At 72.5% G+C, this 14,210-nt stretch carries 11 protein-coding genes and 1 pseudogene; 3 read left to right on the forward strand and 9 right to left on the reverse strand.

Annotated elements, in window-relative coordinates; translation table 11 throughout:
- Positions 1–27: 27 nt before the first annotated feature.
- Entirely contained in the window at positions 28–891 is an 864-nt protein-coding gene (locus ABZY13_RS20260; RefSeq protein ID WP_356632582.1) for an aminoglycoside phosphotransferase family protein, read from the reverse strand.
- Between the two features lie 244 nt (positions 892–1,135).
- On the opposite strand from ABZY13_RS20260, the gene mgt reads away from it, so the two are divergent.
- Positions 1,136–2,332 carry a macrolide-inactivating glycosyltransferase gene (gene mgt, locus ABZY13_RS20265; RefSeq protein WP_356632584.1) on the forward strand — a complete coding sequence of 399 codons (1,197 nt, stop codon included), beginning with the start codon at positions 1,136–1,138 and terminating at the stop codon, positions 2,330–2,332.
- 164 nt (positions 2,333–2,496) lie between these two features.
- Here the strand turns inward: mgt and ABZY13_RS20270 are convergent, their stop codons facing one another.
- Positions 2,497–4,752, reverse strand: coding sequence for an MMPL family transporter (locus tag ABZY13_RS20270; RefSeq protein WP_356632586.1), 2,256 nt, complete (start codon positions 4,750–4,752; stop codon positions 2,497–2,499).
- A gap of 211 nt (positions 4,753–4,963) precedes the next feature.
- Between ABZY13_RS20270 and ABZY13_RS20275 the strand changes: the two genes are divergently transcribed.
- Together ABZY13_RS20275 and ABZY13_RS20280 are read left to right on the forward strand one after the other, a co-directional pair.
- Positions 4,964–5,521 (forward strand): DUF1697 domain-containing protein, encoded by a 558-nt coding sequence (locus ABZY13_RS20275; protein ID WP_356632588.1) that lies wholly within the window; start codon positions 4,964–4,966, stop codon positions 5,519–5,521.
- A 231-nt stretch (positions 5,522–5,752) separates the two neighbouring features.
- Positions 5,753–7,453 carry a cellulose binding domain-containing protein gene (locus ABZY13_RS20280; protein ID WP_356632590.1) on the forward strand — a complete coding sequence of 567 codons (1,701 nt, stop codon included), beginning with the start codon at positions 5,753–5,755 and terminating at the stop codon, positions 7,451–7,453.
- A 92-nt stretch (positions 7,454–7,545) separates the two neighbouring features.
- Here the strand turns inward: ABZY13_RS20280 and ABZY13_RS20285 are convergent, their stop codons facing one another.
- The 7 genes and pseudogenes from ABZY13_RS20285 to cysC all read right to left on the reverse strand — a co-directional run.
- Entirely contained in the window at positions 7,546–8,283 is a 738-nt protein-coding gene (locus tag ABZY13_RS20285) for a sirohydrochlorin chelatase (RefSeq protein WP_356632592.1), read from the reverse strand.
- A 12-nt stretch (positions 8,284–8,295) separates the two neighbouring features.
- Positions 8,296–9,201 (reverse strand): ABC transporter permease, encoded by a 906-nt coding sequence (locus ABZY13_RS20290; RefSeq protein WP_356632594.1) that lies wholly within the window; start codon positions 9,199–9,201, stop codon positions 8,296–8,298.
- A complete protein-coding gene (locus tag ABZY13_RS20295; RefSeq protein WP_356632596.1) occupies positions 9,188–9,976 on the reverse strand; it encodes an ABC transporter ATP-binding protein in 789 nt (262 codons plus the stop codon). The genes ABZY13_RS20290 and ABZY13_RS20295 overlap by 14 nt, the downstream gene beginning before the upstream one ends.
- A 37-nt stretch (positions 9,977–10,013) precedes the next feature.
- On the reverse strand, positions 10,014–11,123 hold the full coding sequence (locus ABZY13_RS20300; protein WP_356632598.1) for an aliphatic sulfonate ABC transporter substrate-binding protein: 1,110 nt from the start codon (positions 11,121–11,123) through the stop codon (positions 10,014–10,016).
- Between the two features lie 207 nt (positions 11,124–11,330).
- Complete coding sequence (locus ABZY13_RS20305; protein WP_356632600.1) at positions 11,331–12,665, reverse strand: GTP-binding protein; 1,335 nt, start codon at positions 12,663–12,665, stop codon at positions 11,331–11,333.
- A 2-nt stretch (positions 12,666–12,667) separates the two neighbouring features.
- The gene (gene cysD / locus ABZY13_RS20310; RefSeq protein WP_356632602.1) at positions 12,668–13,606 is read right to left on the reverse strand and encodes a sulfate adenylyltransferase subunit CysD; all 939 of its coding nucleotides are present in this window, start codon (positions 13,604–13,606) and stop codon (positions 12,668–12,670) included.
- Positions 13,603–14,142: pseudogene (gene cysC / locus ABZY13_RS20315) on the reverse strand (adenylyl-sulfate kinase); the annotation flags it as partial. The pseudogene cysC and the gene cysD, both read right to left, overlap by 4 nt.
- Between the last annotated feature and the right edge of the window lie 68 nt (positions 14,143–14,210).

The following is a 14,210-nucleotide window of genomic DNA, read 5'->3' on the forward strand; positions in this document are numbered from 1 at the left end:
TTCCCCGAGGGAGTGCCCGAGGAACCGTCAGAAGGGATACCACCGCACCGTCGTGTCCCCGTCCCGCAGCGACGCCACCCGGCGTTCGAACTCGGCCAGCGCCTTGGGATTGCCCGGCGCGTGCTGGGCGACCCAGGCGCAGCTGGCCGTCTCGCGCGCGCCGCGCAGTACGGCGCAGCCCTCCCACGCGCGCACGTCCCAGCCGTAGGCCTCGGTGAAGGCGCCGTAGGCCTCGGCGGGCAGCCCGTAGCGGTCGTGGGAGAGGGCCATGACCACCAGGTCGTGCTCGCGCAGGTCGGCGGAGAAGGTCTCCAGGTCCACCAGGACCGGTCCGTCGGGCCCGACGTGGACGTTGCGGGGCAGCGCGTCGCCGTGGACGGGGCCCGGCGGCAGGTGCGGGACGAGAGCCGCCGCGGCCGCCGCGAAGCCGTCGCGCCGCTCGCGCAGATAGGCCGCGTCGGCCGGGTCGATCGCGTCCCCGGCGAGCCGCAGCCAGCGCTCCACCCCGCCCAGCAGCTCACGGGGCGGCAGGCCGAAGGAGGGTGAGGGCAGTGCGTGCACGATGCGCAGGAGCCCGGCGAGATCGCGGGGCCCGGCGGGGCGCACCGGGTCGGGGAGGCGGTGCCAGACCGTCACCGGGTGGCCCTCCACCAGCACCGGCTCGGGCTCGGCCGCCCGGACCGCGGGCACGCCCTCCTCGGCCAGCCACAGGGCGACGGCCAGTTCGCGGCGCGCGCGGTCGAGCAGCTCGGCGTCGCGGCCCACCTTGACGACCAGGTCGCCGGCGGCGAAGACCGCGTTCTCGCCGAGCGAGAGCAGCCGTGCGTCCCGCGCCGGGCCGGGCAGCACCCCGGCCCAGGCCAGCACGTCCCGCGCCCGTGCCTCGTCCATGCGTCCGCCTTTCCGTCCGGCGTCGGTCGTCCGTCGTCCGCCATGCGTCGGTCGCCCGTCCGCCGTCCGCCCCCTGTCCGTCCGACGTGCGTGTCGTCGGTCGTACGTCGGTCGTGCGGCGGCCGGCCGAGTCGTCCGTCGTGCGTCCGCCGGCCGTGTCGGCTGTCCGTCGTCTCCGTCGTCTCGGAAAGTCTGCCACCCCATTTACTGGACGAGACGTATCGTCTCGCATAGTCTCGACGGCATGACCACTCCCGCGCACATCGCCATGTTCTCCATCGCCGCGCACGGCCACGTCAACCCGAGCCTCGAGGTGATCCGCGAACTCGTCGCGCGCGGGCACCGGGTGACGTACGCCATCCCGCCCGCCTTCGCCGAGAAGGTCGCCGCGACCGGCGCCGAGCCCAGGCCGTGGCACTCGACCCTGCCCGGCCCCGACGACGACCCCTCGGCGTGGGGGACCACGCTGCTGGACAACGTCGAGCCGTTCCTCGACGACGCGATCCAGGCGCTGCCCCAGCTGCTCGCGGCGTACGACGGGGACGAGCCCGACCTCGTGCTGCACGACATCACCGCCTACCCGGCGCGGGTCCTCGCCCACCGCTGGGGCGTCCCCGCGATCTCCCTGTCGCCGAACCTGGTCGCCTGGGAGGGCTACGAGCAGGAGGTCGCCGAGCCGATGTGGGCGGAGCCGAAGAAGACCGAACGCGGCCGGGCCTACTACGCCCGCTTCCACGCCTGGCTGGAGGAGAACGGCATCACCGAGCACCCCGACCGGTTCGTCGCCCGGCCCGCCCGTTCGCTGGTCCTCATCCCGAGGGCGCTCCAGCCGCACGCCGACCGGGTGGACGAGAGGGTGTACACGTTCGTCGGCGCCTGCCAGGGCGACCGGAGCGCGGAGGGCGACTGGCGGCGGCCCGTCGGCGCGGAGAAGGTGGCGCTGGTGTCGCTCGGGTCCGCCTTCACCAAGCGGCCGGAGTTCTACCGCGCGTGCGTGCGGGCCTTCGGCGACCTGCCCGGCTGGCACACCGTGCTCCAGATCGGCCGGCATGTGGATCCGGCCGAGCTGGGGGAGGTGCCGGACGGCGTGGAGGTGCGGTCCTGGGTGCCGCAGCTCGCCGTCCTGCGCCGGGCCGACCTGTTCGTCACCCACGCCGGCGCGGGCGGCAGCCAGGAGGGACTGGCGACGGCGACCCCGATGGTGGCGGTCCCGCAGGCGGTCGACCAGTTCGGCAACGCCGACATGCTCCAGGCCCTCGGCGTCGCCCGCCACGTCCCGGCCGGCGAGGCCACCGCCGAGAACCTCCGTGCCGCCGCCCTCGCCCTGGTCGACGACCCGGAAGTGGCCCGCCGCCTGAAGGAGATTCAGGCCGAGATGGCCCGCGAGGGCGGCGCGCGGCGGGCGGCCGACCTGATCGAGGCGGAGCTGCCGGGGCGGTAGACGCCATGGGGGCGCCCCGCCGGGCGAGGCGCCCCCATGCGTACCGCCGGCCGCCCCGGACACGGCGAAGGGCTCGTCGATCCCCCCGGAACGACGAGCCCCTGCCGCATACGAGCCTCCGGCTCACCGGCCTTTCAGGTCACCAGTGCCGGGACCGGCGGGTGTCAGACGCCCACCCGTTCGCCCTCCACGGCCGGCGGGCGCCGCTCCTCGATCACGGCCTCGGCCGACTCGTCGTGGGTGAGGTCCGGCAGGCGGTTCATCCACTTCGGCAGGTACCAGTTGCGCTCGCCGAGCAGCGCCATCACCGCCGGCAGCAGCACACCGCGGATGACCGTCGCGTCGATCAGCACCGCCGCCGCCAGGCCCACGCCCATCTGCTTCATCGACTGCATGGACAGCGTGCCGAAGATCGCGAACACCGCGACCATGATCACCGCGGCGCTGGTCACGACGCCCGCGGTGGTCACGACGCCGTGCGTGATGGCGTCCCGCGTGGTCCGGCCCCGCAGCCGCGCCTCGCGGATCCGGGAGACCACGAAGACGTGGTAGTCCATCGACAGGCCGAACAGGATCACGAAGAGGAACAGCGGCAGCCAGCTGATGATGGCGCCGACGCCCTCCGCGCCCACCAGGGACGCGCCCCAGCCGTGCTGGAAGACGGCGACCAGGATGCCGTAGGCCGCGCCCACCGACAGCAGGTTCAGCACGATCGAGGTGACCGCGATCGTCAGCGAGCGGAAGGAGAGCAGCATCAGCAGGAAGGCGAACACCACGACGAAGGCGAACACCGGGACCACCGCGCCGGTCAGCTGGTCGTTGAAGTCGTGGGACCCGGCGACCTGACCGGTGATCGGCGCCTCGACGCCGTCGACCTTGCCGAGGGTGGCCGGCCGCACCTCGTCGCGCAGCTTGACCAGGCTCGCGCCCGCCTTGTCGAGGTCGGAGCCGCCGACCAGGGGGACGTAGACGAAGGCGACGTTCCGCTCGTCGTTCAGCTTGATCTCGACCGGGCCTTGCGAGGCGCCCGAACTGACCGCCTGCTCACGGAAGTCGGCGAGCGCCGACTGCACCTCGGGGGCGTTGATGTCGTCGGCCTTGACGACCACCTCGGCCGGCTCGGAGCCGCCCGGGAAGGCCTCGTTGACGCGGTTGTAGGTCTGCACGATGGGCAGCGAGTCGCCGAACTCCTGGTCCAGCGTGAGGTTCTGGGTCTTCATGCCGAGTGCCGGAGCGGCGATGGCGAGCAGCGCGCCGGCCGCGACCACGACGGAGATCACCGGGCGGGCGAGCACGCCCTTCAGCACGGCCGTCCAGAACCGGCTGCCGTTGTCCGTGCCCTGACGGCGGCGGCGCAGGAAGGGAATCCTGCCCTTCTCGACCCGCTCGCCCAGCAGCGACAGCAGCGCCGGGAGCACGGTGACGGAACCGACCATGGCGACGCCCACGACCATCAGCGACGCCAGGCCCATCGCCTCGAACTCGGCGATCCCGGTGAACAGCATGCCCGCCATCGCCACGATCACCGTGACGCCGGAGACCACGATGGCCCGGCCGCTGGTGGCGGCGGCGATCCGCAGCGCGGTCTGCGCGTCCCGGCCGGCCTCCCGCTCCTCGCGCTCACGGCGCAGGTAGAACAGGCAGTAGTCGACGCCGACGGCCAGACCGACCAGCAGCATCACCGAGTTGGCGGTGTCGCTCATCGGCATCACATGGCTGACCACGCCCATCAGGCCCATCGTCGCCATGATCGCGGTGATCGCCAGCAGCACCGGCAGCAGCGCCGCGACCAGCGCGCCGAAGGCGATCAGCAGGATGCCGAGGGCCACCGGCACGGCCGAGTACTCGGCCTGCTTGAAGTCGTCGCCGAACGCGTCGTCGAACGTCTTCATCATGCTCGCGCCGCCGATCTCCTCGATCCGCAGCGACTCGTGGCTCTTCTGGACCTTCTCGACGGCCTCCAGCACCGGCTCGACCCGCTCGCCGGCGGTGTCCGACTCCCCGCGGATGTCGAACTGGACGAGCGCGCTGAGCCCGTCCCGCGAAATGGTCTTGGTCTGGTACGGCGTGGTGACGTCGGCGACCTCGCCGGTCGCCTCCACGGCCTCGACGACGTCGGTGACGGCGGCCCGGAACTCGGGGTCCGTGGCCTTGACGCTGCCGTCCTTCGACTGGATGAGCACGGTCTCGCTGGCCGGCTCCTCGATCCCGGCGTCCTCGAGGATCTTGGCGGCGGTGTGTATCTCGCCGCTGAGCTGGTCGCTCTCCTTGACGTCGACCCGGCCGGCGGCCGAGCCGAGCCCCATTGCCAGAACGACGAAAAGCACCCAGATCCCGACGGCCGCCCAGCGGTGCCGGGCGCTCCATCCGCCGGCCCGGGCGGCGAATCCCCGCACGCGTGTGTTGCTGCCGTTCCCCATGACGGGCTGCCCCTCGTGAGCGGTGACAGCCCCCTGCCGTCACCTTCCTCTCCGAAGCTATGGCCCGCATAAAGGAATGGCGTCGTACCGTCCGGTGAAGCGGCCGGCCCCCGGGTCCTCTCATCGGCCCCCCTGACCTCCCCCTTGGGGAGGACGCCGGGCCGCCGGTCCCCTACATCTATCTGGGTACTCGGGCTCTAGGGTGGTCCCCATGACGACGACCTACGCGGCACTGCTGCGCGGCATCAACGTGGGCGGCAACCGCAAGGTTCCGATGGCCGAACTGCGCGTCCTCGTCGAAGGTCTCGGCCACACCGGCGTGCGCACCCACCTCCAGAGCGGCCAGGCCGTCTTCACCGCGGACCACGGCGACGAGGAGTCCCTCGCCGCCGGGCTGGAGCGGGCGATCGCGGAGCGGTTCGGATTCGCGGTCGACGTGATCGTGCGCAGCCACGCCTATCTGCGCGCGATCGCCGAGGCCTGCCCCTTCCCGGCCGCCGAACTCGAGGCCAAGCAACTCCACGTCACGTACTTCTCCGCGCCCGTCGAGGCGGCGCGCTTCGCGGAGATCGACCAGGCGGCCTTCCGGCCCGAGGAGTTCCGGCTCGGCGACCGCGCCCTGTACCTGTACGCGCCGAACGGCCTCGGCCGGTCCAGGCTCGCCGAGGCGCTCGCCAGGCCACGGGTGAACAAAGGCCTGATCGCCACCACCCGGAACTGGAACACGGTCGTCAAGCTGGTGGAGATGACGGGGGAGGCGGCGGGCTGAGAGGGTCGAAACTTTCGCCGCCTGGCCGAAAGTTTCTGGAACGGAAGGGCTCCGGACAGTCGTCCGAGAGCGATTTCAGGCTCGTCGTCGCTGGTGGCGGCGCACCCTTCGGCTTCCGGCGAACGATCGGAAAGAGCCAACCTGACGCGGCCCTGTCGGGTCTGTTGTCATGCCCAAGACCCCTTCCTAGCCTGGGAGCGCTCCCGCAACCCCGGCCTCTGGAGGTCCTCCATGCGCATGTCTCGATATCGGCCCTGGACATGGGCCGTCGCCGTCCTCGCGGCCGTCGCGAGCCTGGCGGCCGCCGTGCTGGTCCCGCGGGACCGGGGCGCCGACCGGCTGGTTGCCGTAGCGGCGGCGGCAGCGGGCGTCGAGGACGACGGCGCCGACTGCGCCGTGTCCTCCGGCTCGCCGGCCGCCAACTCCAAGCTGCCCGACCCCTTCACCCGGATGAACGGCACCCGCATCACCAGCACGTCGGACTGGCGGTGCCGCCGGGCGGAGATCCGGGAGCTGGCGGAGCGGTCCGTCTACGGGCAGAAGCCGGCGAAGCCCGGCAGCGTCACGGGCACGGTGTCGCGCACCGGCATCACCGTGAACGTCTCCGACCAGGGCCGGAGCGCGAGCTTCTCGGCGACCGTCGACCTGCCGAGCGGCACGGGCCCCTTCCCGGCCGTCGTCGTCCTCGGCGGGCTGGGCGCGGACACCGCCACCATCAAGGCCTCCGGCGCCGCCGTCGTCAGCTTCGATCCCACCACGGTCGGCCGGGAGGGCACCCCGCGCAGCAACAAGCAGGGCGCCTTCTACAGCATCTACGGCGCCTCCAGCAGCACCGGGCTGCTGATGGCGTGGTCGTGGGGCGTGAGCCGGATCATCGACGTCATCGAGCAGTCGGGCGGCGGCATCCTGCGGGCCGACGCCACCGGCGTCACGGGCTGCTCGCGTTACGGCAAGGGCGCGTTCGTGGCGGGGGCGTTCGACCAGCGCATCGCCCTGACCATGCCGATCGAGTCGGGCAGCGGCGGCACCAACATCTTCCGGGGCGTCCCCGGGGAGAGCGGCGCCCAGCCGCTGAGCAGCGCCTACTCCGAACAGCCGTGGCTCGGCGACGCGTTCGGCTCGTACACGGGCAACCCGGCCGGGCTCCCGGTGGACACGCACCAGATCGTCGCCATGGTCGCGCCGCGCGGGCTCCTCGTGATGGAGAACCCGCACATCGAGTGGCTGGGCGCGCGCTCCGGCAGCGTGGCGGCCCTCGGCGGCGCGGAGGTCTACAAGGCCCTCGGCGCGGGGAGCAACATCTCCTACTGGTCCGACGTCCAGGACGGCACCCACTGCGCGGTCCGGCCGGAGTGGCGGACGCCGCTGCAGCAGAGCATCGGCAAGTTCCTGCGCCAGACGGGCAGCGCACCCGGCGTGTTCCGCGTCGCCCCGTCGAAGTCGGGCTCGCTGTCCCAGTGGCGGGACTGGACCACGCCGACCCTGACGGACGGCGGCACGAGCGGTGGCACCACCACCGGCGGGACGACGACGGGCGGGACCACGACCGGCGGGACCACGACCGGCGGGACCACGACCGGCGGCACGACCACCGGAGGCACCACCACCGGCGGATCCACCGGCGGCACCGGCGACTCCTGCACCGCCGCCCACCGCATCGTCAACAGCTGGTCCGGCGGCTACCAGGGCGAGGTGACCGTCCGGAACACCTCCACCACCGCCCTCGGCGGCTGGAGCGTCGGCATGACCCTCGCCTCCGGCCAGACCCTCAGCCAGGTCTGGAACGGCCAGAACACGGGCACCAGCGGCACCGTCACGATCCGCAACACCGCCTGGAACGGCTCCGTCGCACCCGGCGCCGGCGCCACGTTCGGGTTCGTGGTCAGCGGCGGCTCGGCGGCGCCGGCGAACCTCACCTGCGCCGGCTCCTGAGCCTTCGGCCCTCCACCACGGCCCGAGCCCTCAAGCCCGGCTGTCCCGGGCCACGGCTGCGAGCCGTCAGGCGGCCACGACTGCGTGAGTCGTCAGGCCCCCACCACCGCCCGCAGCGGCGCCCGCGCCGCCTCGTAGCGGTCCAGCAGGACCCGCGCCACCTCCGGCGCGGGTCCGAGGACGTCGGCGAGCACGTCCGCACCGGCGGCGCCCCGTGCGATGCGGTCCGGCAGAAAGCCGGACGCCAGCACATACGGGGCGACCGCCACCCGCTCGCAGCCGAGGGCCCTCAGCAGGCGCACGGCGTCCTCGGTGCGCGGAAGGGATGCGGAGGCGAACGCAGGCCGCACGGCGCACCAACCGGTGTGCCGCCACTCCCGCGCGATTTCTGCGATCACTGCGATCGCCTCCGGGTCGGTGGACCCCGCCGAGGCCAGCACGACCCCGGTCGAGGACTTGTCGGCGGGCGTCAGCCCGGCCTCGTACAGCCGCCGGTCCAGCGCGGACAGCAGCAGCGGCGACGGTCCGAGCACCTCGGCCTGCCGGATTCGCAGCCGCGCCGGCGCCTCCCGCAGCACGGCGGGGATGTCCGCCTTGGCGTGGAAGGCGCGGGTCAGCAGCAGCGGCAGCGCGACGACGTCCCGGACGCCCACGGCCGCCAGCGACTCCAGCACGCCCCGCACGGAGGGGATGTTGAAGTCGAGGAAGCCCGTCTCGATCCGCAGGCCGGGGCGCAGCGACCGCACCTGCTGCACGAGGGCGTGCACGGTCGCGGCGTGCCGCGGGTCACGGCTGCCGTGGGCGATGACGAGGAGGACCGGACGGGACATGACGTACCTCGATCAGGCCTTGACCAGCAGGCCGCGGCTGCGCAGCACCCGCCGCTCCAGCGGGCTGAAGATGAGCAGGTCGATGGCGATGCCGACGATCAGGATGAGCAGGATGGCGAGGAACACCATCGACATCGAGCTGGTGTTGCGGCCGTTCTCCAGCAGCTGGCCGAGCCCCACGCCCAGTTCCGGGGAGGAGGCGATGATCTCGGCGGCCATCAGCGACCGCCAGGAGAACGCCCAGCCCTGCTTCAGTCCGGCGAGGTAGCCGGGCAGCGCGGCCGGCATCACGATGTGCCAGGTGCCCCGCAGCCCCGTCGCGCCCAGCGTGCGCCCGGCGCGCAGGAACAGCGGCGGCACCTGGTCCACGCCGGACACCAGGCCGTTGGCGATGGAGGGGACGGCGCCGAGCAGGATGACGGCGTACATCATCGAGTTGTTCAGGCCGAGCCAGATGACGGCCGGCGGCACCCACGCCACCGACGGCAGCGACTGCAGGCCGGACAGGATCGGCCCGATCGCCGCCCGCACGAACCGCACCCGCGCCACCAGCAGCCCGAGCGGCGTGCCGATGGCCAGCGCCAGCAGGAAGCCCAGCAGGCCGCGCGAGACGCTGGTCCAGATGTAGTCGAACAGCGTGCCCTGGAGCCAGGCGTGCTCCACCTCGCCCCACACGTCGGAGGGGGAGGGCAGCCTGCTCGGGTCGTCGACGACGCCGAACCCGACCAGCGCCTGCCACACCAGCAGCACCAGCGCGATCGCGGTGACCGGCGGCAGGACCTTCTGGACCAGGGTCGTGCGCAGTGGCGTACGGCTCGTCTGGACCGTCTCCAGCGCGTCGAGGCCCGCCTCCAGACCGGCGAGGTCGCCCGCGGCGCCGCCCTTGTCCTTGGCGGCGGGGGTGTCAGTGCTGGCCATGGCGGCGGATCTCCTCGCGCAGTTCCTCGGTGATCTCTCGGGACAGCTCCGCCACGGCGGTGTCCTCGATACGGCGCGGCTGCGGGATGTCCACCGTCCAGGTGCGCGCCACCCGGCCCGGCCGGGACGACAGCAGCACCACGCGCTGCGCGAGCCGCACCGCCTCGCGCACGTTGTGCGTCACGAACAGCACCGACAGCCGGGTCTCGCCCCAGATGCGGGTCAGCTCGTCGTGCAGGACGTCGCGGGTGATCGCGTCCAGCGCCGCGAACGGCTCGTCCATCAGCAGCAGCTTGCTGTCCTGCGCCAGTGCCCGGGCCATCGCCACCCGCTGGCGCATGCCGCCGGACAGCTCGTGCACCCGCTTGCCGTACGCGCCCTTGAGGCGGACCAGTTCGAGCAGTTCCTCGGCCCGGTCGCGGCGGTCGGCCTTGGGCACGCCGCGCAGCCGCAGCGCGAGTTCGATGTTCTTGCCGGCGGTCAGCCACGGGAACAGCGCGTGCTCCTGGAACATCAGCGCCGGGCGGCCGTCGGTGGTGATGGAGCCGGCGCTCGGCCGGTCCAGGCCCGCGACCAGGTTGAGCAGCGTGGACTTGCCGCAGCCGGACGCCCCGAGGAGGGTGACGAACTCGCCGGGAGCGACATCGAGGCTGATGTCGTCCAGCACGAGCTGCTGCCCGGCGGGGCCCGCGAACGACTTGGAGACGTGCTCGATGCGCGCGGCGTGCGTGACCGTCTCGGTGCCGTCGGCGGCCTTGGCGAGGGTGGTGGCCATGGTCGTCACCTCCTGTAACTGTCTTGGGGATCCGGGCTTACGACGCGACGCCGAGACCGGCGTCGTCCACGGTGGGTTCGCCCTCGGCGGCGAGCACCCTGTTCAGCGGCGTGAGGTCGTAGATGCCGGTCAGGTCGGTCTTCTCCAGCAGTCCGGCCTTCACCGCGTGCTCCGCCTGGGTTTCGAGGGTGGCGGCCAGCGGGTCGTCGGTGACCTCGATGGACTCCCACGCCGGGTCCAGGACCTCGGCCGGCAGCGGCTTGCCGGTGTCCGCCTCCAGCTGCCGGTTCGCCGACGCCTTGGCCTCGGCGGGGTGGGCGGTGATCCACCGGTTGGTCCGCACGGAGGCCCGCAGCACCGCCTCGACGGCCTTCGGGTGCTCTTGGAGGAACGTCTGCGACACGACGACGGTGGTGATCACGAACTTCCCGTCCGGCCACAGGTCCGCCTCGTCGAGCAGCACCTTCGCGCCCTCGGCGACCAGCTTGGAGGCGGTCGGCTCCGGCACCCAGGCCCCGTCGACGGAGCCGGACCTGTAGGCGTCCGGGGTGATCTTGTTGTCGGTGCGCACGACGGAGACGTCGCCCCGGCCGCTCTCCGCGTCGATCGTCCAGCCCTGTTCCCTCGCCCAGTTCAGGAACGCGACGTCCTGGGTGTTGCCGAGCTGCGGGGTGGCGATCCTCTTGCCCTTGACGTCCTCGACGGACCTGATCTTCTCCGGGTCGACGACCAGCCTGACGCCGCCGGACGCCGAACCGCCCACGATCCTGAGGTTCTTGCCGCCCGACTTGAGGTAGCCGTTGACGGCGGGGGAGGGGCCGATCCAGCCGATGTCGACGGACCCCGAGTTCAGCGCCTCGATCTCGGACGGACCCGCGTTGAACGTCGCGTACTCCGCCTTGGTCGCCCCCAGCTCCTTCTGGAAGAAGCCCCGCTCCCGGCCGACCAGCGCGGTCGCGTGGGTCAGGTTGCCGAAGTAGCCGATGCGGACGGAGTCCAGGCCGTCGGTCTTCTTCGCGCCCGGGGCGATCGCCTGCTGCGCGGGCACGTCCTGGGCCTGCGAGCCGTAGCCGCAGGCGGCGAGGGCGAGCAGGGGCAGGACGGCCACGGCCGCGAGGCCGCGGCGGAGGGCGGTGCTGGCAGGCACGGGAGGGTTTCCTCTCGTAGGCCCGGCGGTCACGTTCTGTCGGGTCGTGGCCGGGATGTCGGCGGATCTTCGCTGGCGCGGGGGCGCGGGCGGCGGGCGAGGGCGCGCGGGCGATGCGCGTGCGCCCTCACGCACATCGCAGGCATCGCGTGCCTTGCGCGCGTCGCGCCGCTCTCCTCCGCCCGCTGCCCCGGGCGTGGTGCGTGGTCAGAAGTCCCACCCGTCGTCCTCGGTCTCGTCCCGGACGGGTTCCGGGGAGGCGAAGGACTCGCCGACCATGCCGGCGGTGAGGGTGGTGCCGTCGGCGGGGTCGATCAGGATGAAGGAGCCGGTGCGGCGGGAGTCGGCGTAGGAGTCGACGGGGAGCGGTTCGGCGGTGCGGACCTTGACCCGGCCGATGTCGTTGGCGACGAGCTGTCCGGGGTGCGGGTGCAGGGACAGGTCGTCGAGGGTGAGCCGGGAGGGGATGTCCTTGACGATCGCCTTGACGGTGCGGGTGCCGTGCTTGAGGAGCACCCGGTGGCCGACGGTGAGCGGGGCGTCGGCGACGTGGCAGACGGTCGCCTCGATGTCCTGCGTGGTCGGCGGGGCGTCCTTGCTGGGCACGATCAGGTCGCCGCGGGAGATGTCGATGTCGTCCTCCAGCAGGAGGGTCACCGACTGCGGCGTCCACGCCACGTCGACCGGCTCGCCCAGCAGGTCGATGCCGGCGATCCTCGTCGCCCGCCCGGACGGCAGGACCGTCACGGACTCGCCGACGCGGAAGGTGCCGGCCGCGATCTGCCCGGCGTAGCCGCGGTAGTCGGGGTGGTCGGCGGTCTGCGGCCGGATCACGTACTGCACGGGCAGTCGCGCGTGGCAGTGCGTGAGGTCGTGCGCGGCCGGGACGGTCTCCAGGTGCTCCAGCACGGTGGGGCCGCCGTACCAGTCCATGTGCGCCGACGGCTCCACGACGTTGTCGCCCTCGAGCGCGGAGATCGGGATCGCGGTGACGTCGGGGACGCCCAGTTCGGTGGCGTACGCCGTGAACTCCTCGGCGATCGCCGCGAACACCTTCTCCTGGTAGCCGACGAGGTCCATCTTGTTGACGGCGAGGACGACGTGCGGGACGCGCAGGAGGGCGGCGATGGCGGCGTGGCGGCGGGTCTGCTCGACGACGCCGTTGCGCGCGTCGACCAGGATGACCGTCAGCTCGGCCGTGGAGGCGCCGGTGACCATGTTGCGGGTGTACTGCACGTGGCCCGGCGTGTCGGCGAGGATGAACCGCCGCCTGGGCGTGGCGAAGTAACGGTACGCCACGTCGATCGTGATGCCCTGCTCCCGCTCGGCGCGCAGGCCGTCGGTGAGCAGCGCGAGGTCGGGACCCTCCTGGCCGCGGCTGGCCGAGACCCGCTCGACGGCCTCCAGCTGGTCGGCGAGGACCGACTTGGAGTCGTGCAGCAGGCGGCCGACGAGGGTGGACTTGCCGTCGTCGACGGAGCCGGCGGTGGCGAACCGCAGCAGGGTGGTGGCCGAGAGCTCCTCGGTCGTGGTCGTGCTCATGGTTAGAAGTACCCCTCGCGCTTGCGGTCTTCCATCGCGGCCTCGGAGAGCTTGTCGTCGGCGCGGGTCGCGCCGCGCTCGGTCAGCCGGGAGGCGGCGATCTCGGCGATCACCTTCTCGATGGTGTCGGCGTCGGAGTCGACCGCGCCGGTGCAGGACATGTCGCCCACCGTCCGGTACCGCACGAGCCGCTTCTCGACGGTCTCGCCCTCCTTCGGCCCGCCCCACTCACCGGCGGTCAGCCACATCCCGCCGCGCCGGAACACCTCACGCTCGTGCGCGTAGTAGATGTCGGGCAGCTCGATGCCCTCGCGGGCGATGTACTGCCACACGTCCAGCTCGGTCCAGTTGGACAGCGGGAACACGCGGACGTGCTCACCGGGAGCGTGGCGGCCGTTGTAGAGGTTCCACAGCTCGGGCCGCTGGCGGCGCGGGTCCCACTGCGAGAACTCGTCCCGCAGCGAGAACACCCGCTCCTTGGCCCGCGCCTTCTCCTCGTCGCGGCGCCCGCCGCCGAACACGGCGTCGAACTTCTCGCTCTGGATCTTCTCCGTCAGCGGCAGCGTCTGCAGCGGGTTGCGGGTCCCGTCGGGGCGCTCACGCAGCACACCGCGGTCGATGTAGTCCTGCACGGACGCGACGTGCAGGCGCAGCCCGTGCCGGGCCACCGTGCGGTCGCGGTAGTCGAGGACCTCGGGGAAGTTGTGCCCGGTGTCCACGTGCAGCAGCGAGAACGGGATCGCCGCCGGCGCGAACGCCTTCAGCGCCAGATGCAGCATGACGATCGAGTCCTTGCCGCCGGAGAAGAGGATCACCGGCCGCTCGAACTCGCCCGCCACCTCGCGGAAGATGTGCACCGCCTCGGACTCGAGGGCGTCGAGGTGCGAGAGGGCGTACGGCGTGTCCGTACCCTCCCCGACCGTGGCGACGGTCGTCGTCATGCCAGTCCCCTTTCGCTGAGCAGGGCGTACACCGCGGCGGCGGACTCCTGGACGGTCTGGTGCTGCGACTCGATGCGCAGGTCGGGCGTCTCGGGCTCCTCGTACGGGTCGTCCACCCCGGTCAGCCCGGTCAGCTCGCCCGCGGCCTGCTTGGCGTACAGCCCCTTCACATCGCGCACGGAGCACACCTCGACCGGCGTGGCCACGTGCACCTCGAGGTACCCGGTGCCGTTCGCCTGGTGCCGCTTGCGTACCGCGTCGCGGCTGTCGGCGTACGGCGCGATCACCGGCACCAGCACCTTGACGCCGTTGCGGGCGAGCAGCTCGGCGACGAAGCCGATGCGCTGCACGTTGGTGTGCCGGTCCTCGCGGCTGAAGCCGAGGCCCGCCGAGATGAACTCGCGGATCTCGTCGCCGTCGAGCACCTCGACGAGGTGGCCCTCCGCGCGCAGCCGGCCGGCCAGCTCGTAGGCGATCGTGGTCTTGCCGGCGCTCGGCAGACCCGTGAGCCAGACGGTGGCTCCGGTCGTCACGTGTGTCTCCTGGGTCGCAGTGTTCGCATGGTGGACGGCGGTGACGGGCGCGGCCGCGGACGCCGTGCGCG

Origin of the sequence: Streptomyces sp. NPDC006610, from assembly GCF_040611575.1 — a bacterium.
In the GTDB taxonomy this organism is placed as follows: Bacteria; Actinomycetota; Actinomycetes; order Streptomycetales; family Streptomycetaceae; genus Streptomyces.